This window comes from Magnetospira sp. QH-2, assembly GCF_000968135.1.
Taxonomy (GTDB): Bacteria; Pseudomonadota; Alphaproteobacteria; order Rhodospirillales; family Magnetospiraceae; genus Magnetospira.
In genome coordinates this window covers 3,789,241-3,811,339 of the sequence record NZ_FO538765.1, presented here as the reverse complement: position 1 = coordinate 3,811,339, position 22,099 = coordinate 3,789,241, and the positions used below count along the sequence as shown (strand labels likewise).

The 22,099-nt window shown below is 55.5% G+C and carries 23 protein-coding genes and 1 pseudogene; 21 read left to right on the top strand and 3 right to left on the bottom strand.

What is annotated here, in order from left to right; translation table 11 throughout:
* Window positions 1-3: 3 nt before the first annotated feature.
* From MGMAQ_RS17840 to MGMAQ_RS17830, 3 genes are read right to left on the bottom strand one after another with little or no spacing between them, the layout of a single operon-like run.
* Window positions 4-801 (bottom strand): SDR family oxidoreductase, encoded by a 798-nt coding sequence (locus tag MGMAQ_RS17840; protein WP_046022610.1) that lies wholly within the window; start codon window positions 799-801, stop codon window positions 4-6.
* Complete coding sequence (locus tag MGMAQ_RS17835; protein WP_046022609.1) at window positions 798-1,505, bottom strand: cytidylyltransferase domain-containing protein; 708 nt, start codon at window positions 1,503-1,505, stop codon at window positions 798-800. Before MGMAQ_RS17835 ends, MGMAQ_RS17840 begins: the two co-directional genes overlap by 4 nt.
* Window positions 1,502-2,407 (bottom strand): Gfo/Idh/MocA family protein, encoded by a 906-nt coding sequence (locus tag MGMAQ_RS17830; protein ID WP_046022608.1) that lies wholly within the window; start codon window positions 2,405-2,407, stop codon window positions 1,502-1,504. The genes MGMAQ_RS17835 and MGMAQ_RS17830 overlap by 4 nt, the downstream gene beginning before the upstream one ends.
* Before the next feature lie 632 nt (window positions 2,408-3,039).
* Here MGMAQ_RS17830 and MGMAQ_RS17825 point away from each other — a divergent pair.
* From MGMAQ_RS17825 to MGMAQ_RS17725, 21 genes and pseudogenes are all read left to right on the top strand, one after another.
* Window positions 3,040-3,678, top strand: a complete 639-nt coding sequence (locus MGMAQ_RS17825; RefSeq protein ID WP_052716528.1) for a winged helix-turn-helix transcriptional regulator — start codon at window positions 3,040-3,042, stop codon at window positions 3,676-3,678.
* Entirely contained in the window at window positions 3,675-4,181 is a 507-nt protein-coding gene (locus tag MGMAQ_RS17820) for a transcription termination/antitermination protein NusG (RefSeq protein ID WP_046022607.1), read from the top strand. Before MGMAQ_RS17825 ends, MGMAQ_RS17820 begins: the two co-directional genes overlap by 4 nt.
* Before the next feature lie 36 nt (window positions 4,182-4,217).
* Window positions 4,218-5,489, top strand: a complete 1,272-nt coding sequence (locus MGMAQ_RS17815) for a polysaccharide biosynthesis protein (RefSeq protein WP_198409136.1) — start codon at window positions 4,218-4,220, stop codon at window positions 5,487-5,489.
* Window positions 5,490-6,554 carry a nucleotidyltransferase family protein gene (locus MGMAQ_RS17810; RefSeq protein ID WP_046022606.1) on the top strand — a complete coding sequence of 355 codons (1,065 nt, stop codon included), beginning with the start codon at window positions 5,490-5,492 and terminating at the stop codon, window positions 6,552-6,554.
* Between the two features lie 4 nt (window positions 6,555-6,558).
* Window positions 6,559-7,917, top strand: coding sequence for a hypothetical protein (locus tag MGMAQ_RS17805; protein WP_046022605.1), 1,359 nt, complete (start codon window positions 6,559-6,561; stop codon window positions 7,915-7,917).
* Between the two features lie 59 nt (window positions 7,918-7,976).
* Window positions 7,977-8,771, top strand: coding sequence for an AAC(3) family N-acetyltransferase (locus MGMAQ_RS17800; RefSeq protein WP_046022604.1), 795 nt, complete (start codon window positions 7,977-7,979; stop codon window positions 8,769-8,771).
* A gap of 50 nt (window positions 8,772-8,821) precedes the next feature.
* On the top strand, window positions 8,822-9,565 hold the full coding sequence (locus MGMAQ_RS17795) for an SDR family oxidoreductase (protein WP_052716526.1): 744 nt from the start codon (window positions 8,822-8,824) through the stop codon (window positions 9,563-9,565).
* A gap of 15 nt (window positions 9,566-9,580) precedes the next feature.
* Window positions 9,581-10,201: a hypothetical protein gene (locus tag MGMAQ_RS21145; protein WP_046022603.1), complete on the top strand. Its 621-nt coding sequence runs from the start codon at window positions 9,581-9,583 to the stop codon at window positions 10,199-10,201.
* Window positions 10,202-10,242: 41 nt separating this feature from the next.
* Window positions 10,243-10,485 carry an acyl carrier protein gene (locus MGMAQ_RS21140; RefSeq protein ID WP_046022602.1) on the top strand — a complete coding sequence of 81 codons (243 nt, stop codon included), beginning with the start codon at window positions 10,243-10,245 and terminating at the stop codon, window positions 10,483-10,485.
* A gap of 37 nt (window positions 10,486-10,522) precedes the next feature.
* Window positions 10,523-11,884, top strand: coding sequence for a fatty acid--CoA ligase family protein (locus MGMAQ_RS17780; RefSeq protein ID WP_052716525.1), 1,362 nt, complete (start codon window positions 10,523-10,525; stop codon window positions 11,882-11,884).
* A gap of 113 nt (window positions 11,885-11,997) precedes the next feature.
* Complete coding sequence (locus MGMAQ_RS17775; RefSeq protein WP_046022601.1) at window positions 11,998-13,116, top strand: hypothetical protein; 1,119 nt, start codon at window positions 11,998-12,000, stop codon at window positions 13,114-13,116.
* A complete protein-coding gene (locus MGMAQ_RS17770) occupies window positions 13,113-13,574 on the top strand; it encodes a MaoC/PaaZ C-terminal domain-containing protein (protein ID WP_046022600.1) in 462 nt (153 codons plus the stop codon). The genes MGMAQ_RS17775 and MGMAQ_RS17770 overlap by 4 nt, the downstream gene beginning before the upstream one ends.
* Window positions 13,575-13,821: 247 nt before the next feature.
* Complete coding sequence (locus tag MGMAQ_RS17765; RefSeq protein WP_158498895.1) at window positions 13,822-14,715, top strand: FkbM family methyltransferase; 894 nt, start codon at window positions 13,822-13,824, stop codon at window positions 14,713-14,715.
* Window positions 14,716-14,779: 64 nt separating this feature from the next.
* On the top strand, window positions 14,780-15,541 hold the full coding sequence (locus MGMAQ_RS17760) for a hypothetical protein (protein WP_148561015.1): 762 nt from the start codon (window positions 14,780-14,782) through the stop codon (window positions 15,539-15,541).
* Window positions 15,542-15,967: 426 nt separating this feature from the next.
* Window positions 15,968-16,386 (top strand): annotated as a pseudogene (locus MGMAQ_RS17755) (IS5 family transposase); the annotation flags it as partial.
* 395 nt (window positions 16,387-16,781) lie between these two features.
* Window positions 16,782-18,065 (top strand): N-acetyl sugar amidotransferase, encoded by a 1,284-nt coding sequence (locus MGMAQ_RS17750; RefSeq protein WP_046022597.1) that lies wholly within the window; start codon window positions 16,782-16,784, stop codon window positions 18,063-18,065.
* Window positions 18,066-18,075: 10 nt separating this feature from the next.
* Window positions 18,076-18,840 carry an imidazole glycerol phosphate synthase subunit HisF gene (hisF, locus tag MGMAQ_RS17745; protein ID WP_046022596.1) on the top strand — a complete coding sequence of 255 codons (765 nt, stop codon included), beginning with the start codon at window positions 18,076-18,078 and terminating at the stop codon, window positions 18,838-18,840.
* Window positions 18,837-19,478 carry an imidazole glycerol phosphate synthase subunit HisH gene (hisH, locus tag MGMAQ_RS17740; protein WP_046022595.1) on the top strand — a complete coding sequence of 214 codons (642 nt, stop codon included), beginning with the start codon at window positions 18,837-18,839 and terminating at the stop codon, window positions 19,476-19,478. Before hisF ends, hisH begins: the two co-directional genes overlap by 4 nt.
* Window positions 19,471-20,187: a cytidylyltransferase domain-containing protein gene (locus MGMAQ_RS17735; protein WP_046022594.1), complete on the top strand. Its 717-nt coding sequence runs from the start codon at window positions 19,471-19,473 to the stop codon at window positions 20,185-20,187. Before hisH ends, MGMAQ_RS17735 begins: the two co-directional genes overlap by 8 nt.
* A 190-nt stretch (window positions 20,188-20,377) precedes the next feature.
* Window positions 20,378-21,127, top strand: a complete 750-nt coding sequence (locus MGMAQ_RS17730) for a 3-deoxy-manno-octulosonate cytidylyltransferase (RefSeq protein ID WP_046022593.1) — start codon at window positions 20,378-20,380, stop codon at window positions 21,125-21,127.
* A 19-nt stretch (window positions 21,128-21,146) separates the two neighbouring features.
* Window positions 21,147-22,091, top strand: a complete 945-nt coding sequence (locus MGMAQ_RS17725) for an NAD(P)-dependent oxidoreductase (protein ID WP_052716524.1) — start codon at window positions 21,147-21,149, stop codon at window positions 22,089-22,091.
* Window positions 22,092-22,099: the final 8 nt, after the last annotated feature.

Here is a 22,099-nt window from a genome sequence, read left to right as displayed (position 1 = left end):
CGGCTACCAGGCCGTCCAGCCACCGTCCACGGCCAGGGTCTGGCCAGTGACATAGGATGCGGCATCGGACGCCAAATAGATTACCGCCCCGACCATTTCCTCGGCCCTGGCCATGCGCCCCAAGGGAGTCCGTTGCGTATAGGCAGCCTTGAAGGCGTCGTTTTGGCCGCTTTCCACGCCGCCCGGAACAAGCGTGTTGACCCGGATCCCCGCGTCGGCCCAATAGGTGGCGAGATACTGGGACAAGCCGACCACCGCCGCCTTCGAGGTCGCATAAACCGCCGGGGTGTTGATGCGCTTGCCCATGTATTCGGATCCTTCATAGATCCGTTGGTCGGGGGCCGAAATGCCGTAAATGGAGGCGGTCTGGATGATGGCGCCGCCATTCCCGGTCTCCAGCATGTGCTTGCCCACCGCCTGAGCCATCAGGAACATGCCGTCGATATTGACCGCCATGACCTCGCGCCAGGTTTCCAGGCTGTAATCCTCGAATGGCGCGAGGAAGGTGTCGAAGCTGGCGGTTTTGGTCGCGGCATTATTGAGCAAGACCCGCAGGCTTCCGCAATGGGCAACGGCTTGATGGACGCATTCCGCCACTGATTGCGGATTGGAAACGTCGCACTCCAGGCCCAGGGCGCCCGGGATGTCCTTGGCCAGGGCTTGGGCCGCCGCGCCGTCCAGGTCGGCAACCACCACCCGAGCCCCTGCTTCGGCAAGACCCCGGCAAAAATGCTGTCCCAGGATCCCGGCCCCGCCAGTCACCAGCGCGCCACGTCCCTCCAGGCGGAAAAGGTCGCTCATTGCTTCCGTTTCCTTTCTTGAAAAAGGCTGGCCACCAGCCGGAAATCCAGTTCCGTGTCGATATCCACCGACCGTTCCTCGGGCATCACGTAAAGCCCGGTATCGTCGCGGATGACCCTTGGATCGGCGGAAAACATGGTTTCACGGTTCCAGATATAGATTGAGGCGTTGAGATCATAGCAGGCGGGCACATCCTGTCGGCGGACAAAGGGCTGGTCGGGACTCTTGGACAGGTGGACAAAACCCTGTTCATCGGGCTCGACCAGATTGAAATAGGGGGACCGGCGCGCCGGGGTGCCACTGATCAAGTTGCCGCAGGGAGAGGATTCGAATTGCTCGACGGCCTGGCGGATATCATCCACCGACCGCAGCGGCGAGGTGGCGTCCAGATCCACATAGGTATCGAACGGATGACCGAACCGGCCTTCGACGATCTCAGCGCAATGACGGATACTCAATAATTTGTCCGCGTTGTCTCCGGCCATGTCGTCCGGCCGTGCCACCAATTGCGTCGCGCCCCAGATCTGCGCCACCTTGAGGATCAACCAGCTGTCGCTGCTGACCGCCACGGCGTCGAACAACTCCGACTGCAAGGCTTGTTCCAGGGTATGGGCGATCAACGGGCGGCCTTCGAGCATACGAAGGTTTTTGTTGTGGACACCCTTGCTTCCGGCCCGGGCACAGATGCTGCAAAGGCGCTTCATCGGGTAATCCATCGTTTTTCGGCCATGGCCTGTTCGGCGGCGGCGATGGTCTCGGTGACGGCCAGGGCTTCGGTGCCGTCGCAGGCCTGGCCGCCATGGGTCAGGATATCCTCGTGCAGGGCCCGATAGGTATCGTCCCGTGCCACCTCGAAGCGGGTTCCGGCCAAGGTTCCAGCGACCAAGTCCGCCACAACGGTTCCTTCATCGGTCTGCACAGAGATGGTGCGTCGAGGTGGCTGGTCCAGATAGTTCATATGCAGCGACAGGTTGGGACAGATATCTGTTTCGATCAATAGGGATGCGGAATCCTCGCTATCCACGGTCACGTCGCCATGGCGCCCACCCAAGGCGGTCATCCGTTTCCAGGGCCCGAACAGCCACAGGATCAGGTCAAGCTCGTGGCTGAGATCGCGCAGCACGCCACCGCCTTGTTGGTGGTGCGCGGAATAGCTGGCCAGGTGATCGGTTCCCGGACGCCAGTCGGGCAAATACTGGCCCGCATGAATCTGGCAACCGAGGATCTTGGACCCGACAAGCCAGCGGCGCAGCCCCTGGATCACCGGATGGAATCGCAGATTGTAGCCCACCCGCAGGTCGGAGAAACGGTGCTCGGGCAACGGTACGGGGCGGTTCAATATCGGTTTTTCCACGAGCACCAATCCGTCAAATCCGGCATCCGCTGCCGTGTCGATATCGGTTCCATGATCGTGGGTCTTGCTGGCGATGACCAAAAGATTCGGTCGCCATTGAGCCAAGGCATCGCGCAGATCGACGAACTGGAGGTGGAAAACACCGGGGCGGCGACTCACCACCGCCACCTTGATGTCACGATCCGCCAATAGACGGGCATGCCTTTGGCCCACCGATCCGTAGCCGACAACCAGAGCCTTTTCAACGATCATGCGATAACGGCCATGAGCGTTGCCGTTCCATGAGTCGGCTGGGTGGTATTTGTGCCGTCGAGGGAGGCGAACGATGGAAAAAGACATGACTCGAATAGCACTGGGGTATGAATAGTCTCTCGTTGGAAGAAACGCATGCCCCCGATGTCCTGTTCAATAGGGATTCGTGCCACACCGCGACCCCAAGCACAACGATCCTTGTTGATTGAGACACTAGGCTATCATCCGGCATTTCTCAATACACTAGAATCATTGTGCTCCTCGGGCCCAACTCGAATCTGAGGCAGAGCGCTGGCCGGTTGTTTCCGGTGCGGGTGTTTTTGGCGTTTACCCTGCTTTTGCCAGCTTTCGCATGTTGCGTCCGATGCCGGACCCATGGGGCACGCGCGATTTTATGGGAATCGATCACATACCTTGTCTTGTGTTCGACCAAATCCAATCAAACACGACGGCATCGAGGCGGGGACCAATTGCCCGCAGGTCCGACAGGCCAGCCTTGCAACCGATTTTGTGTAAATACCCTATACTTGGCTACCAACAACAATTGGCGCTACAAGATAAGGGAATTCCGCCATTGACGTTCATTGCGTGAACAGTGTATTGTTCGCGCCGTGAACATGAAAGGCCTCTTCGTGCCCCCGAGCAAGACCGACAGCATTTCCCAGGACCAGGCGGAAATCACCATAGGCATCCTCTCGGCCATCGAGCGGGACAGCAGCGTGACCCAACGGTCCCTGGCTCAGGACATGGGCATCGCGCTGGGCATGGCCAACGCCTATCTAAAGCGTTGTGTGAAAAAGGGTCTGGTCAAGGTTTCGCAGGTTCCCGCCAACCGCTATGCCTACTACCTGACTCCCAAGGGTTTCTCCGAGAAGAGCCGGTTGACCGCCGAGTTCCTGTCGCAATCGTTCAATTTTTTCCGTGCCGCGCGAATGGAATGTTCCAATCTCTTGGCGCTCTGCGCCAACCGGCGGTGGACGCCCGTGGCCCTGGTGGGGCCCGGCGATCTGGCCGAGGTGGCAGTGCTGTGCGCCCGTGACAGCGGGATGGATCTGACCACGGTGATTCAGGCGCTCGATAGCGGACAAGCCTCGTTTCAAGGGTTGGACCTGATTACCGGTCTCGAGCGTGTGGTGGATTTCGAGGCGGTGCTGATCACCGACATGCAGACCCCGCAAGAGACCTTTGACAAGTTGGCCCTCCTGATACCGCCGGAGCGCATTTTGACCCCGGAGTTCTTGCATATCAGCCGCAACGGGGGACCCGCATGATTCAATGGTACGCCGTTCACACCCAGCCCATGGCCGAGGAAAAGGCGCGGTTCAATCTCGAAAACCAAGGCTTTACCGTTTACGTGCCGCGCTTTTTGAAAAAGCGCCGACATGCCCGACGGGTTGATTGGGTGAAATCACCACTTTTCCCACGCTATTTGTTCGTGGCCATGGACACGGCCAAGGCACGCTGGCGGGCGATCAATTCGACTCTCGGCGTGGCCTATCTGGTGGGCAACAATGAAACGGCGCCGCTGCCGGTCCCCGAGGTGATTATCGACGGCATCCGGGCCCGCGAAGGAGACGATGGGCTGGTGTCCCTGGAGACCCATCCCGGGTTCAAGCCAGGCGAGGAACTGCGCATTACCGAAGGCCCATTCGCCGACCATGTGGGTCTGTTTGACGGCACTGACGAAAAGAAACGCATTCTGATTCTGTTGTCCGTGATGGGACGCCAGGTGCGGCTAAAACTGTCCGAGGAAATGATCGGCCAACCGGCCTAGCATTCTTCGGATAAGCAATGAATTCAAGGCACTCCGGTGAGCACGAGTCACCCGGAGTGCGGTAGCGTGGGAAAAACAGTGACCGCCCATTTGCAAACCTCCGACCCGTTCCTGTCCGGTCTTCTGGGCCGTGATCGGTCCTTGTTGGCCGAAGACATGGCGGTCAGTCAAAAAGCTCTGAACAGTCGTATCATCGGCACGCGGCTGCTGGTGGTCGGTGCCGCAGGCTCTATCGGCGCGGCGGTGGTGCGCCAGTTAGCCGCCTTTGCGCCCGCCACCTTGCATCTGGTGGACCTCAGCGAAAACAATCTGGTCGAGCTGGTGCGCGATCTGCGCTCCTCGGACCGCTCCCTGCCCGAAGATTTCCGCACCTTCGCCGTCTCGTTCGGCAGCGAGGAATTCCGCCATCTGCTGGCAGCGGAAGGACCCTACGATTACCTAATCAATTTTGCCGCGCTGAAGCACGTCCGGTCGGAGCGCGATGTCTACAGCCTGATGCGCATGATCGAAACCAACGCCGGGCATCTATACGACCTGCTGACCGAGGCCGAGCTCGCCGGGGGCGCCCTGCCTTTTCGCCGCGCCTTCTCCATCTCCACCGACAAGGCATCCCACCCGACCAATGCCATGGGTGCCAGCAAATGCCTGATGGAGCGGGTGCATCTGTGCCATGCGGATCGTCTGCCCTTCGCCACGGCGCGATTCGCCAACGTGGCCTTTTCAGATGGCAGCCTGTTGCAGGGTTGGGAGCGACGGATCGAGAAGCGTCAGCCGCTGGCCGCGCCGTCCGATATTCGGCGGTACTTCTTTTCCCACGAGGAAGCGGGCCAACTCTGCCTCTTGGGCTGCTTCCTCTGCGGCAACCGGGAGGTGGTGTTTCCCAAGCTGACTCCGGACGAGGACCTGATGCCCCTGTCCCGGGTGGCCGAGGCCTACTTGGCCCATCGCGGATTCGAACCACTGCATTGTACCAGCGAGGAAGAGGCTCGCGCCCGAGCGGCGGAACTGACCAATACCTCTCGCCGGTGGCCCTGCCTGTTCACACCGTCCGATACCAGTGGCGAAAAATCTTTCGAGGAGTTTTTCGCCCCCGATGACGATTTGGATCTGGATCGGTTCAAGGCCGTCGGAGTAATTCGGGGAACGGTCGCCGTCGATCAGGGGGTGGTGGAGCATGCCATGACTGCTCTGCGTACCATCCGTGCCCTGCCTTCTTGGTCCAAGTCCGATGTGATCCGTGCTCTGCAGATCGCCGTGCCCGAATTCGTTCACGCGGAAACAGACCGCAATCTCGATCAAAAGATCTGAATGATGATAAATGATTGGCGTGCTTCGATCGTTAAACCCGGGACGGCAATTCTCGAGGCAATACGGATTCTCGACGAGACACCTGCAAAGATTTGTCTGGTTGTAGATGATTCGGATCGGCTTATTGCCACGGTTACCGACGGCGATATCCGCCGCGGTCTTTTGCGGTCAGTACAGTTAGGCGACACCGTTGAAAAAATTATGAAGTCAAATCCCGTCACATCCTCGGAGTCCGAAGACCACCTTGACCGCATCCGGGCCATGGCATCGCGTCGCATCCACCAGATGCCCATTGTCAACGACTTCGGACAGGTTGTCGGACTGGAAACGCTTTCCCCGGTGACGGACAAGGACGGGGAACATGACAACTGGGTCGTGCTGATGGCCGGGGGGCTTGGCACACGCCTGCACCCGTTGACCCACACGACGCCAAAGCCATTGATCGAAGTCGGTGGCAAGCCCATTCTAGAAACCATCATTGAGCAGTTCACGCGCCAGGGGTTCCGCCGCATCCATATTTCGGTGAATTATCGCCGGGACATGATCAAATCCTATTTTGGTGACGGCAGTCGGTGGAATGCGGATATCAAGTACCTGAACGAATCAGAGGCCTTGGGCACGGCTGGGGCGCTCGGCCTACTGGCCGAAAAACCGCATGATCCAATGATCGTCATGAATGCTGACCTGCTGACCAAGGTGAACTTCGAGGCTCTATTGGACATTCACCGGCAGACAGGTGCTGATGCCACCATGGCCGTGCGGGAATACGATTTCCAAGTGCCGTTTGGTGTGGTCGATCTTGAAGGAGACCAGATTACCGACATCATCGAAAAGCCCGTGCACAAGTTTTTCGTCAATGCCGGATTGTACGTGGTGGAGCCCGAGGTCCTGGATCATATTCCAGTACAGGCCCATCTGGATATGCCCGAGCTGTTTCGCAATCTGATCGGCCTGGGGAAGAGAACGACTGTCTTTCCCATCAGGGAGTACTGGCTGGATATTGGCAGAGCCGACGATCTGCATCGGGCCCGCCAGGAATTCGGATCTGAGTTTTCAACGGATTGAACGCATGACGCAGGAAAATGGAAAGCTGGTGGCCATTTGCCATACGGTGGATACCGAGGGGCCACTTTGGGAAACCCAAGACGCTACTTTCGAGCGTCTAGAGGAGATGTTCGGTGTCCGCGGACTGCCGAGAACCAGCGAGACCATGGAAAAACTCCGTCAACGGGAAATTCCGCTCAACGGTCTTGAAGATCTAGTCGCGGGCGCTCTCAACCAGCAGAGAACGACGACTCTCAAGAACTGGGGTGAAGTGGATGCCATGCTCGATCAGTGCATGGATCAGGCGTTTAGGCATCAGCTGAAAGACTCCTATGGCGGGGGGTGGGTCTACAACTGGCACTGCTTGGATCATGTCGGGTTCCAGTATAATCCGCGCCATCGAGACATGGGCCATCACAGTATTTTTGATCGCTACATGGAACTGGTGAATACACAGCCGGATTGTCCAGATGCCATTCATTTTCACTTCCATCCTGTTTCGACATTCGGAGATGCCCATCGCTGCGCGACCTCCTATCTGACCAACAGCACTATTTGGGACGTCCTGTGCCGCAAGGTGATTGAGCGCAAGTGGTTCCCCGTGGTGTTTCGGGCCGGTTTTCAAACCGAGAGGCCGGACAGCCATTGGTTGCTGGAGCAGTATGTCCCGTTCGATGTTTCCAATATGGCGACGGAGGATAGTACCGAACTTGATGCCATGATCGACTTCCGAAAAGGCCGATCGGGAAACTGGCGGACGGCACCGGCCGACTGGTCGGTCTATCACCCGCACCATGACGACTATCGGAGGCCAGGAAACTGCCGACGATGGATTGCCCGTTCCTTGAACGTCCTCAGCCGGGTCGCTTCCATCGATCAATATGAAATGGACAAGGCCTTTGCGCGGGCCAATCAGGGAAATCCGACATTGGTTGGTTTATGCAGCCACGATTTCCGGGACTTGACAAAGGAAGTGAATGAGACCCGTAACCTCATTGCCAAGGCCAGTGAGAAATACCCAGATGTTCGGTTCAAATATTGCGAAGGCGTGGATGCCTTCCGGCGTGTACTGGGCATGACCGAGGCCAACGACCACCCATTGGACCTGGAAGTGACATTGGACCGAAACCCCAAAAACGATGTACCGAACATAACCATCAGTACGCGCGCCGGTCAGGTCTTTGGACCGCAACCGTTCCTAGCTATCGAGACTCACGGGAGGCGTTTTATCCATGACAATCTTGATTTCAACAATGCAGGGAATGAATGGTACTATGCTTTTCATCACGACACCTTGATGATCGAGGATGTGAAGAAGGTAGGTATTGCAGCAAACGATAAGTATGGTAATCAATTTGTTGAGGTTTTGGATCTGTCTAAATGATACTATAAATATACCACAGTTTTTTTCTTACTATACAGTATAATCTGGTTTTACATATCATGTACACATATGATGAATTGGTTGATGCCTATCGTTTATTAGGTGTCGAGGAAGGGAGACTGGTCTACGTTACATCGGACCTGGGTCGTCTTCCGGGATTCGAGACGCCGGGGAAGAAGGCAGTTCTGCAGGCGCACCTGGGGGCGCTGCAGAGCCTGCTTGGCGAGACAGGTACCTTGGTGGTGCCCACCGCATCTCTCAACCTCTGCAACACGCAGGTCCTGTTTGATCCGGATCTGACACCATCCCACAATGTCGGCGTTTTTTCAGAGTACGTGCGCAGATTGCCGGATGCCCGGCGCAGCTTTCATCCATTCGTTTCTTATACTGCTCTCGGCCCACAGGCTGCGGAAATCGTCAATGACGTGGCCCGTCATGCCTTCGGTCCCGAATCACCGGAAGGTCGGATGGTCGAGCGTGATGCTCTCTCAGTCAGCATCGGCCTGTATCCACGCTTCACCTGTTCGACCATGCACCACGTGGAGCACCTGATGGCGGTACCTTATCGTTACACAAAGGAATACATGCATCCGGTAAAACGCGACGGACGGCAGGTTATCGAGCCCTTTTATCAGTATGTCTGGTACTGGGAGACCGATATCGAGCGAAGCTATGGGAAAGTAGTTTTCGAGGATTTCCTCGTCGACAACGAGATCAAGGATGTCTCTATCGGGAAGGGACAAATCTTCTCCTATTCCATGAGTCAGTTCGTTGCAAGCGCCATCCAATCTTTCAAGCGGGACCTTTACATATGGTCGGTCAATCCGCCGACCATCCGCCCGTGGAGAAAATAAACCGCCGACCCGAATGGATCTCCTCTTCGATCTCTCAAAGGAATAGCGACGTGACCGACAAATCAGAAACACTTCCCCTGACCTTGATCAGCGGTGGTAGCCGCGGGCTGGGCCTGGGTATCGCCGAACGATTGCTCAACATGGGTCAATCAGTGGCGGCATTCAGCCGCAAGCCATCATCCCATACGGACAAGCTGTCAGCCCAATTCCCGGACCGGTTCGCGTTTTTAGAGGGTGATCTCGGTGATCCATTGTCAATCAAGGCGGTGGTCAAGACGGTGGAAAAGACCTTGGGACCGATTACCGGGCTGGTGAACAACGCAGGGATGACCCATGAGGCCCTGCTCGTCATGCAGCCAGAGGAAAAGATGGAGCAGATCCTTCAGGTCAATCTGGTCGGCACGCTGCATTTGACGAGAGAGGTGACGAAGCGAATGATGGTTCGGCGCGCGGGAAGCATTGTTTCCGTTGCTTCGATCGTCGGTATCCGGGGTTACAAGGGGGTCGCGGCCTATTCGAGTGCCAAGGCGGGTATGCTGGGGATGACTCGGGCCTTGGCACGGGAACTGGGGGGGCGCAGCATCACGGTCAACGCCGTTTGTCCCGGCTATATGGAAACGGACATGGTTCAAGACATGAACAAGAAGCAATTGGCTCAGATCGTGCGGCGGACACCGCTGGGTCGGCCGGGCCAGGTCGACGATGTTTCCGGGGTTGTGGCGTTTCTTTTATCCGATGACGCTCGCTTCATATCCGGTCAAGTCATCACTGTCGATGGCGGCCTGACCTGTTAGTAAAAGGACGCCATCGTGGCCAGGACATTCGATCTGGATTTGTCGTTCCGTGAATCGCGGCAGTATCTTCACACCACAGATTTATATGACAATTTCCTATCCTGCGTGGCCCAGATCGGTGGCCCGGACAATGACGTTTCTACCATCCGCCTGATCATCCGAAAGGTCATGCACAAGCAGGTGCGCCTGATCATGTCCGAGCCGGGAGAACGCTTGGACCGGCACTCCGAGTACAGCGTGGACTGTGTTGCTCAAACCGGGTCAGGCGAAATCCAGGGCGGTTTTTTGGAAACAGACCAGGAGGTTGCGCGGCGAGTATCCTACGACGAAGAGGCAATCCACGCCCTGACGGTCATCAACGGCGAGACGATCAGCTATTCAGGAAACAGCGGGGCCAGTCCTATTGAAGTCTGTACCTGCTTGGCGGTGCGTTTGCACAACCATCTGCATGCACCTTCGGCCGGGCAGAAATGGTTGGATACACGGGTCGAGTTTTCGCGGCCCCTCCAGCCCGAAGACGCCAGATCAATGACATTAACCCTCGATCGGCGTGTCGGAACATCCCTTACGCGTTCTGTCATTCACGCCTCGGGGACATTCGTCGGACACATCTATTTCACTCTCGGCACGCCTTGACCGCACTCTATTCATCTATCCAAACAAAGGAGATATCGAACATGAAAACTACCGAAAAGATTATCGAGCTTGTGAAAGAGGTTTGTTACCCCGAAGAGCCCAATTTGACCGATCTTGACAAATCCCTACTCGAATGTGGCCTTGACTCTCTTGATTTCGCTAGCCTCTTGATGGCTGTGGAGGAGAGTTTCGAGATGGAATTGGGGGTCCAGAACGACCTGGAACAAGCGGTTTCCATCAACAGCATCGCTAAATTGGTCGAAGCCAACAATTCGGCAAGTTGAACCGTCTTTACCCCAGTTTTCGAAAGAGCGAATTACCATGGACCTGACAGCGATCACCACTGTTCTCGAACGCATGAGAGGCAAGGGTTCCGATTCAGCGGTCATCAGCCACGGGACTACCACCTCCTACGACGAACTTTGTTCGAACATCGAGGTCTGGAAGCGTCGGCTTGGCGACTATCGGATCGGCCAAGGAAGCATCGTAGCCGTTTATGGCGACTATGACCGAGAGACTATTGCCGTCTTCTTTGCTCTCATGGAACTAAGGGCGATCGCGGTGCCGCTAACACCCACCATCAAACCGGAAATTCCGGGGTTCTTGGAAATAGCCCAAGCTCAATTCATGATCGTGGTAGAGCCATCCGGTGAGTGGTCATGCGAAAGCCTGTCGGCGGACTCGACCCCGCCCCTAATCGAAAGATTTCTACCCCAGCAACATCCCGGACTGATTGTCTTCACCTCGGGCTCCACTGGAAAGCCCAAGGGTATTCTGCACGATGGGGAGCGGGTCATGCAGAAGTTCGTGACCGAAAGGCCGGGGTGGCGAACAATCCTTTTCCTTCTGATGGATCACTTCGGCGGAATGAATACTCTTTACGGTACCTTTGCCTATGGAGGGGTCGCGCTTTGCCCCGATCAACGATCGCCCGACACCGTATGCGCGCTGATCGAAAAGGGGCAGGCAACCCTATTGCCGACCACACCAACGTTCCTCAATTTGATCATCGCTTCGGGAGCGTGGCGGAAGTATGACCTGACTTCTTTGCGTCTGATTACCTACGGTACCGAACTGATGAACGAATCCACGTTGAGCAAGGTTCGCGAGATCTTTCCCAACGTTACCGTCAAGCAAACCTACGGATTGTCTGAAATCGGTGTCGTGCGCTCGAAGTCCGACACCTCGGATAGCGTTTGGGTCAAAATCGGGGGCCAAGGTTTCGATACTCGTATTGTTGATGGGCTCCTTTGGATCAAATCCGAGGCCAACATGGTCGGCTACCTCAACGCGGACTCGCCGTTCGACGAAGATGGGTGGTTATGTACCGGCGACCGAGTCGAGCAAAAAGGTGAGCATGTTCGCTTCCTCGGCCGGGAAACAGAGGCAATCAATGTCGGGGGACAAAAGCTATTTCCAGCGGAGGTGGAAGAGGTTCTGCTGTCGGATGAAAATGTCGCCGAGGCCGCCGTATATGGCATTCCCCATCCGGTACTAGGCAAGGCTGTTGCCGCGCGGGTGACCCTCTTGGAGATCGAAGACGAAAAACCGCTGCTACGACGGTTGAAGATGACCTGCAAGGAGCGTCTACAGAAATACAAAGTTCCCATGAAGATTAAGGTTGTCGAGCCCTCTGACCAATATTCCGAAAGGTTCAAGAAGTTACGAAAGGTAGAGCAATAGGGGCGGTTCGAAAGGTGCAATCAATTCAAGGAAAGGGAAGTTTACATAGGGTTCTGCACGTCACGGCAGGTGCTTACGGGGATCGGGAGCATTGGAAGTGGGGTATTCGGGACATGTTGGCGCGAGGCATTCAGTGCCGGGTCTTGGATACGTCCGCTGTATGCCACCCCAAAGCAGTTCAGCAGGTTCATGGTTTCGACATACCGGAGGGCGTGATTCATCACCGGATCACCAGCGAAGCCGAGTTGGAACAGCACCGCGCCGACCTTTCCGAGGTGGATTGGATCGTATGCCATGTTACCAACGGTTTGGTGACTCCGAACAACTATCCGGTCATGAAATGGATCAGTCGATCAGGAAAACCGTATATCCTACTCTGCCATAATTCGGTCCCGGGATCCGCTAACTATAGGGGGTCTCCCAGCCAGTTCCACTTGCGCATGAGAAACGCCATTCAGCGCATACCGGGTCTCTCTTTGAAGGCTTCATTGATCGCAAGACTGCCCCTTTGGTTGTTGGGATTGAGGCCTGCGGCATTGGTGGTAAGGGGGGGACGAAAGAGTGTTGTCCCGCAGCGGTTGATCTCTTCGACAACACGAACGCTCTGGGCTCATTCCACAGATTACGACCTGGCTCTGTCTGCCGGTCTCGATCCCGTCTCTGTCGATACCGCCGTTTTCATCGACCAGTATCTGCCTTTTCATATGGACTGGACGCTGGTCAAAGATTTCAATGGTATTGATCCCGATAACTACTACGGCGGATTGCGAATTCTATTTGGCAGAATAGAACAAGAATTTGGGTTGAAGGTCGTTGTTGCCGCCCATCCAAAGTCTGACTACTGCGGGAAAGAGCATCTTTTCGGGGACAGAGACATTACCTTCGGGCGAACGACCGAGGAAATTCGGCGCTCTAAGCTGGTGATCACGTCAACGAGTCAGGCGATCAGCTCTGCAATCATCTACGGAAAACCAGTCCTCATTTACAGCACTCGAGACCACCATTGTCACCCGGTCGTCTGGCGATATTTGGACCCCATTTGCGATGAATTAGGAAAGAAACTGTTTTTTTTGGAGAATTCAAAAGATGCGAATATCTCTGGTTCACTGGCGATCAACCAAGACAAATATGACGAATATATTGGTAATCATGTGAAGGTTCCGGAAAGCCCCGTTACCCCGCTTTGGGATATCGTGATCGATGAACTTGAGTCCATGGGAACCCAACAATGACTCCATCAGATGATCACATGTTCCTAGTCGAGGAGTCCACTCCCGCCCGCACCCTCACCATGGAGGAGATATCCGCGGGCATGGCGGTCACGCAGCGGTTCGTATTTACTGAGCAGGCCATGATCGACTATGCCCGGTTCGCCAATGATCTGGCGCCAATACACTGGGATCCTTTATTCGCGCGGGAATACGGGTATGAGGCGCCAATCATCCAAGGCTTGGCCGTGGTCTCCCGGTTTTCTCGGTTGATCGGCATGTATCTGCCCGGGTCCAAAGCTGTCATCCAGTCAACGGATTTCAAATTTCGCAGACCGACGATGGTTGGGGACGAACTAACCTACAAGGTGAAGGTGGCGAAGATCGTGCCAATGGTACGATTGGTGAAGGTACGGTTGGAGGCGAGCAAAGGAGAAGACCTGCATGTGGAGGGATGGTGCCAATGCAGGATTGGGGAATAGGGCGTTGGAGAACGACCGCAATACCCTATTGGCATACTCGCGCCTGTCGGATCCAATTGGACCCGTTACATATGCGCGAATTTATTGGAATTGATCGCAGCCGATCAGTAACCACTAGAGCCCTTCTCCACAAAAGAGGCTCTAAATACAGAAACTCGGAGACGGGCAGAAATACCTATCGGAGATGGTAATGTCGACATCTATAAGAAGTTCCTTGAAAAACAATTTTATTACCAGGCCGATGTATATGGCTGCCAGGGGCCTGTATTTATTAATTAGAAAGGCTCTATATACGTACCTAACAAAATATTATTTCTCTGTATCAAAATCGAAAGGATACAAATACTTTAAATGGAAGGGCTGGGTGCTCAAAGAGGCTTGGAACGATCCTTACAAAGTAAGCTCCATCCTGAACAATCTGATACAGTTTACGAACATGGCAAAGATGGTCGATCAGTTGACCGGACCATCCCCGGTAATCTTTGATATCGGGGCGAATGTCGGTACTTATTGTTTGGCATGTTCTGAAATCAACGGATCAAGGGTCTATGCATTCGAGCCAGCCTACAGCACATTTAAGATGCTAGAGTACAATATCCTTAAAAACAAAATTGACAATGCCAGCGCTCATCATCTGGGAATATCGGATTTTTGCTCCGAGCAAACGATCAAAACTTCAGATGGAAATGTGGATAGCGGGGCATTTTCAATCCAGTTGGTCGAGAACAATAGCGACAACAGGGAAACTTCGGAGACCGCCCGGTTTACAACCTTGGATCAGTTCATGGCTGAAGAGGCGGTTGGAAAAATTGATTTCTTAAAAGCTCGGATTCAAGGCATGGGCCACGAAGTCGCCGTCATTGAAGGTGGCAGGGAGACAATCAAAAAATTCAGGCCTATCATACACTTAATATACCGGCAAGACATGTATGAAATGAATGGTGTTTCCACGGATCCATATATTGAATTATGTGATAAACAGCAGTATAAATTGTATTTGTATAACGATATAACTTCTTCTTTGTGCCTATTGGACCCCAAGGGATTTTTCGCGAAGAAGAGCAGTGATAACTTGGATCTCATGTTCATACCGGTAGAACAATCCACTTCACGGGAAGGCCATGACCGCGACAAGCGCTAACCATTGTTCTTTTCCGACATTTTCTCAAGTTGGCCCAAACCGACTCAAGGATCGTAGGTAGATAATGGAAGCTCCTGATCTTGAAGGTGGTTTCGCGACTGTCGGGACCAATATTAGAAATTCCTGGAGGACGGAAATACGGACTGTTCTGGTCAGGGAGGAAGATGACGGCGGGACTGGCACGGCTTATCTGACTCATGAATGCCGGGCGGAAACGGTGGATGAAGAGCATATATTTTCATCCCATATGTATGATTTCGCGGCGATCCGTTCTTGGGATGGCAACTATCTGGTCCGTCACGGATCTTACAATCTTGGGGTTGGCACTGGCGTGCCCGACGCTATCCACGAAAAGACCGACGCCATTGAAATCGCAATTACCTGCCCCAATGTCCCGGTCAACGTGGAATCCTTCGACTCGGTGCTCGAAGCCTGCCAAAGCCGTACTGGCAAGCGCCTCTTCATGATGGTCAATTACACGTATGAAGGCCGGAACTTTCAAATTTATGTGCCGACCAGATACCTTAACTTTCCAAATAGATCAGTCCAGCCCGACCGATACCTGCAGCCCATTTCAGGTTTCACGCTGTTCCATAACGGTGACCGGCATGCCATTTCGTATCTTGCAGCCTATATCAGCGATACGTCTTGCCATATCGAATTCATTGCCCGAGAGCCTCTCGGCTTCATGGAAACCAAGGCGCCTACCGGACGCTTGTCGCGGATGTTGAAACCTTTTAATCCCCTGCTAAACAGATTCTTTCGGACGGATGAGTTCCACAAAGTCTATACCGTAAAAGGCAAGGTGGTTTTCTTCTCGTATTAGAGCAGTATCCGACCAACCCGCCTCTGTGATGGTCCCCAGGGGCCGGGCATGTTACACCCCGGAGGGCTCGGGCTTCTCGACCGTAGCCCACCCGCTCTTCAAAGCCCTCCTGTCCGGGACGGAAAATTCCTTGGTCACAGGGTTCCAGGTTGGTTGGATAATGCTCTAGATCACGTCGTGTTTGATTGGATTCGATCAAACATGAAAAACGTGATCGATTCCAATAGGGTCGCGCCTGTCCAATGGGGCCGATTGGACCCGACATGCGCTAGTGGTTTGAATCATAAAGATGCTTCCCATCCGACAGAGCTCTAGCGTGAGATTTTTCGACCGGTCCTGTCTGACACGGTCCTTAACCCGTCTTCTGACAAATAAAGAGATAGCAAAATGGTGAACAACGCCCCCAATGAGATTGATCCAGGCTAAGGCGTCCCGCGCGTCGATGACCGGCGGGTGATCAGCGGCATCATCCATGTTCTTCGCCACGGCTTGATGTGGCGTGACGCGCCCGTCGCCTATGGACCGCACAAGACCCTGTACAACCGCTTCGTCCGTTGGAGCGAGGCCGGAGTGTTCGACCGGATCTTCGCCACCCTGGCCGCCGAAAGCACGGCCACCCATACGGTGATGATCGACGCCACCCATCTCAAGGCCCACAGGACGGCGGCGAGCCTGCTCAAAAAGGGGCTGTTCCCCGCCGTATCGGGCGCACCAAGGGCGGCCTGAATTCGAAACTGCATGCCGCCTGCGATGCCGATGGAAAGCCCCTGATCCTGCTGCTGACCGAAGGACAAGTCAGCGACTATCGCGGCGCCGACACCATGCTCCCTGCATTCCCTGATGCTCGTATTAGAGCAGTATCCGACCAACCCGCCTCTGTGATGGTCCCCAGGGGCCGGGCATGTTACACCCCGGAGGGCTCGGGCTTCTCGACCGTAGCCCACCCGCTCTTCAAAGCCCTCCTGTCCGGGACGGAAAATTCCTTGGTCACAGGGTTCCAGGTTGGTTGGATAATGCTCTAGATCACGTCGTGTTTGATTGGATTCGATCAAACATGAAAAACGTGATCGATTCCAATAGGGTCGCGCCTGTCCAATGGGGCCGATTGGACCCGACATGCGCTAGTGGTTTGAATCAGAAAGATGCGTCCCATCCGACAGAGCTCTAGCGTGAGATTTTTCGACCGGTCCTGTCTGACGCGGTCCTTAACCCGTCATCTGACAAATAAAGAGATAGCAAAATGGTGAACAACGCCCCCAATGAGATTGATCCAGGCTCGCCACTTTACGGCTTGCCCGCGGAAGTGACGTTCTGCAAGAGCTGTGTGATCTCCAATCAACGACCGAATTCGGCTGTTGAATACGAGCACGTCAAAGAGAGTAAGAAACAGACCATCAATTTCGACGATGACGGGGTTTGCGACGCTTGCCGTTCTACCAAACAAAAAAATGAAATCGATTGGGATGATCGAGAGCGGCAGTTGCGGGAGCTTTGTGATCGGTACCGCAGAAATGATGGTGGGTATGACTGTCTGATCCCGGGGTCGGGTGGCAAAGATAGTTTCTACCAGGCGCATGTTCTCAAGTACAAATACGGCATGCACCCGCTGACCATCACCTGGGCGCCACATGTGTATACCGACTGGGGGTGGCGCAACTTTCAACGCTGGATCCATGCCGGTTTTGACAACAACCTGATCACACCAAATGGTCGCATACATCGCTTGCTGACAAGGCTCGCAGTCGAAAGGCTGTTCCATCCTTTCCAGCCTTTCATCATTGGCCAAAAGGCTTTGGCGCCCAAGATGTCGGTCCTCTACAATATCCCCTTGGTCTTTTATGGCGACAACGAGGCCGAGTACGGCAATCCCATCGAGGACAACGAAAAGGCCGTGCGGGAATGGCGCTACTTTTCCATGGAGGACAAGTCACAGGTCTATATCGGTGGAACGTCCGTGCAAGAGTTGAAAGAAGATTTCGGTGTTCATCCCAATGACCTGGAGGCCTATCTACCCGCCAACCCGGAAGATTTGCTCCGTGTCGGCACTGAGGTTCACTACCTGGGTTACTATTTGAGATGGCATCCCCAGGGGGCTTACTATTATGCCCATGAGCACGGCGGTTTCGAGGCTTCGCCGGAGCGGACCGCAGGGACCTACAGCAAGTACAACAGCATCGACGATAAGATTGATGATTTCCACTACTACACAACCTTTATCAAGTTCGGTATCGGGCGGGCCACTTACGACGCCTCGCAGGAAATTCGAAATGACGAGATCGACCGAGAGGAAGGGATGGCGTTGGTGCGCCGCTTTGATGGCGAATTTCCCGAGCGTTTTGCAGAAGAGATTTTCGAGTACCTGAGTCTGCCAGAACAGCAATTCGGTGACATCGCGGAGCATTTCCAGTCGCCGGTTATGACTCGGGATTCATTCATGGATCTGGCAGATAAATTCCGCTCACCGCATCTTTGGCAGTACCAGAATGGTGCCTGGACCCGGCGGCACGTGGTATGGGAGGAATAGGGAGCGAGCCATGAGAAATCTGCGTCTCATTGCCCGCTTGGATATCAAGGGCTCCAACCTGATAAAAGGAGTCCGGTTGGAAGGACTGCGTAAGATCGGTGATCCGCAGACCTTTGCCCGGCGCTACTATGGCCAGGGAGTCGATGAAATCATCTATATGGATACGGTGGCCAGCCTCTACGGTCGTAACAACCTGTCCGAAATCGTCGCTCATACCGCATCGGACGTGTTTATTCCGATTACCGTTGGAGGTGGAATCCGGTCGGTAGAGGATGCTCACCATCTGCTGCGCATGGGGGCAGACAAGTTGGCCATCAACACGGCAGCCACCCAGCGACCGGAACTCCTAACAGAAATCGCCGAGCATTTCGGCAGCCAATGCGTGGTATTGTCCATTGAGGCACAGCGGCAAAAAGAAGGCTGGTGGGAGGCTTATGCGGACAATGGCCGGGAGCGCACGGGACTGAATGTTGTGGATTGGGTACAACGCGGTCAGGCCCTGGGAGCCGGTGAAATCCTGCTGACATCAGTGGACCAGGAGGGCACCGCCCAAGGGTTCGACGTGGAATTGATCAAGGCGGTAACCAATGTAGTGGATATTCCGGTCATCGCCAGTGGCGGCCTGGGAGGCGTTGACCACTTGGATCAAGTAGTCTCGGAAGCTCGGCCCGACGCGGTGGCCATGGCCCATGTCCTGCACTATGACAAACTCACCATTGGCCAGATCCGTGACCACGCACTTGATTCCGGTTTACCGGTAAGGCGGCTGCCATGAGTTCCGTGACCGTTGTTGACTACGACTGTGGCAATTTGCTGAGCGTAGCCCAGGCTTTCGAGCATTGCGGCGCGTCGGTCAACATAGCCCGTGACGCCGAAGATATCGCCCGGGCGGAGCGTTTGGTGCTACCCGGTGTCGGCGCCTTTGCAACCGCCATGAATCGATTGGGTGACCGCGACTTGGTGGCGCCGTTGCGGGCCTATGCGGCAACTGGTCGCCCGTTTCTTGGCATCTGTCTCGGCATGCAACTGCTTTTCGAAAGCAGTCTGGAGTTCGGCCACCATGACGGCTTGGCCCTGATTCCCGGGCAGGTGGTGCCGATTCCGCATGAAAAAGAAGACGGATCCCGCCGCAAAATCCCGCATATCGGATGGGCCGCCTTGCAAAAACCTTCCCCTGATCGTTGGCAGGGTAGTGTGCTCGCCGGCCTGACCGAAGGCACCGCCCTGTATTTTGTCCACTCATTCGTCGGCTATCCGAAAATTGACGAACACCGGCTGGCGGACGTGGAGTACGAGGGTGCCCGACTGAGTGCCGCCGTGCGTCGGGACAATGTGGTTGGAACTCAATTTCATCCAGAAAAAAGCGGGCCCGAGGGATTGTCTTTGCTGCGGAGATTTCTGGTCGATGATTGACGGCAAATCCGTGCTGGCGCTGATCACGGCACGCGGGGGTTCCAAGCGGTTGCCGCGTAAGAATGTCCTCGACCTGGGCGGCAAGCCCCTGATTGCCTGGACTATCGAAGCGGCACGGAGCGCGCCTTCCATTGATCGGGTGATCCTGTCCTCGGATGATCCGGAAATTATAGAAACCGCGAAAGCATGGGGGTGCGAAGTGCCGTTTGTGCGTCCCGAGGCGTTGTCGTCGGACACGGCTAGCAGCGAGGACGTGGTCATGCACGCTCTTTCCGTCCTTGAGCAAACCTACGACTACTTAATGTTGCTGCAACCCACGTCGCCATTTCGGACCGGTGCCGACATGGAAGCCTGTTTAAGCAAATGCCATAAAGGAAGTGAACCGGTTTGCGTGTCTGTCGTGCGATCGGAAAAGCCGCTGGCATGGATGTACCATCACGATCACGCAAATGACTTACTGCAACGGCTTAGGTGGGCCCAGGTGGGGGATCAGGTACCTCGACACGAGGCGTTGGAAGCGGTGCTGCCCAACGGGGCCGTCTACGTGGCGGACCGCCAGTGGTTCGAAACAAACCAGACGTTCTTCGGTCCCCAAACCCTTGGCTATTTGATGCCTCGGGAGCGTTCCTTGGACCTGGATACAGCATTGGATTTTGCCGTCGCCGTGGCCATGCTGCCGCAGATTCTCGCCGATGGACAACCCTCTTGAGTGCCTATCCATTGAACGTCCTGGCCCTCTGGCCGTCGTCAATGGTCCCTTGCTATGTGCCCGCTTTGCAACGGGATCGTTTCCTAGCGCGTGTCGGGTCCAATCGAATCCGATCAAACACGACGTGATCTAAGCGTCCAATCGGCACTGGATTGGGAACGCCTGCACCATCCGAATAAGGGACACTGACATGAAGACCGTTGCCGTTATCCCGGCCCGCATGGGCTCGTCGCGTTTTCCCGGTAAACCGCTGGCACCGTTGCACGGCCGCCCGATGCTCGAGCATGTGTATCAGCGCACGGCGCTCAGCGAGGCGGTGTCCGAGGTCTATATCGCTACCTGTGACGATGAGATCCGGTCCGCCTCGGAAGCCTTCGGGGCGCCGGTGATCATGACCGCCGATACTCATGAACGGGCCAGCGACCGGGTGGCCGAAGCCATGGCCGACAAGGATGTGGATCTGGTGGTCATGGTGCAAGGCGACGAACCCCTGACCTTCCCCGAAATGATCGACACCGCGGTGGCCCCCTTCGCCGAGGACCCGGCGCTGCAATGCGTCAACCTGACCAAACGCATTCCGACGGTGGAAGAGTTTGAAAACCCGGCCACCATCAAGGTGGTCATGGATGGCAACATGAATGCCCTGTTCATGTCCCGGGAGGCCATTCCGCACCGTTTGAAGGGCCGGTTCGAAGACATCGCCGCCTATAAACAGGTCTGCATCATCCCGTTCCGTCATGCTGCTTTGATGAATTTCTACCAGTTGCCCCCAACACCGCTGGAAATTGCCGAATCCGTCGATATGATGCGCTTCATCGAGCACGGCATCGGCGTTCGCATGGTCGAGACCGACCTGGAAACCCACGCCGTCGATACGCCGGAGGATCTGCGTTTGGTGACCGAAATGATGACCACCGACCCGCTGTTCGGCACCTACTGATTAAAAAGGACACCACACCATGACTTGGAAGGTTCTCGTCACCGCCCCCTACATGCTGCCCATCGTCGATGATTTTGCCGACTTTTTTGCCGAAAATGACATGGAATATGTCAAGGCGGATGTTCAAGAGCGCATGGAAGAGGAAGACCTGATCCCCATCATTGGCGATTACGATGGGTTGATCTGCGGCGACGACCGGGTGACGCCCAAGGTACTGGACGCGGCACCGAAGCTGAAGGTCATTTCCAAATGGGGCACCGGCATCGATTCCATCGACAAGGAGGAGGCCAACAAGCGCGGCATCCGGGTCTGCCGCACCCTGGACGCCTTTACCGAACCGGTGGGGGATTCAGCCTTGGGCTACATTCTGTGTTTCGCCCGCCGTCTGCCTTGGATGGATCAACAGATGAAGGCCGGCATTTGGGACAAGATCCCCGGTCGGGCGCTCAACGAATGCACCGTCGGCGTGGTGGGCGTCGGTGCCACCGGGTCGGCCACCCTGCGCCGGGCCAAGGCCTGTGGCGCCGAGATTCTCGGCAATGATATTCGGGTCTTGCATCCGGGCCATGTGAAGGCCCTGGGCGTGGAGATGGTGGCGTTGGACGAGCTTTTGGAGCGTTCCGACTTTGTCTGCGTGCATGCGGACCTGACCGATACCTCGTATCACCTGATGAGCACCCATCAGTTCGAGAAAATGAAGCCGACAGCGGTCATGACCAACTTGGGCCGCGGTCCGGTGGTCGACGAGAAAGCCTTGGTCAAGGCCTTACAGGACGGCCAGATCGCCGGAGCGGCATTGGACGTGTTCGAGGACGAGCCACTGCCCGCCGACAGCCCCTTGCGCGGCATGGACAACGTGATGCTTGCCCCGCACAACAGCAATTCCAGCCCCAAGGCCTGGAACCGCATTCATGACAGTACGTTGAGCCAGTTGCTTGAAGGCCTTAAGGCAGGCGGCCTCTGAGATTATCC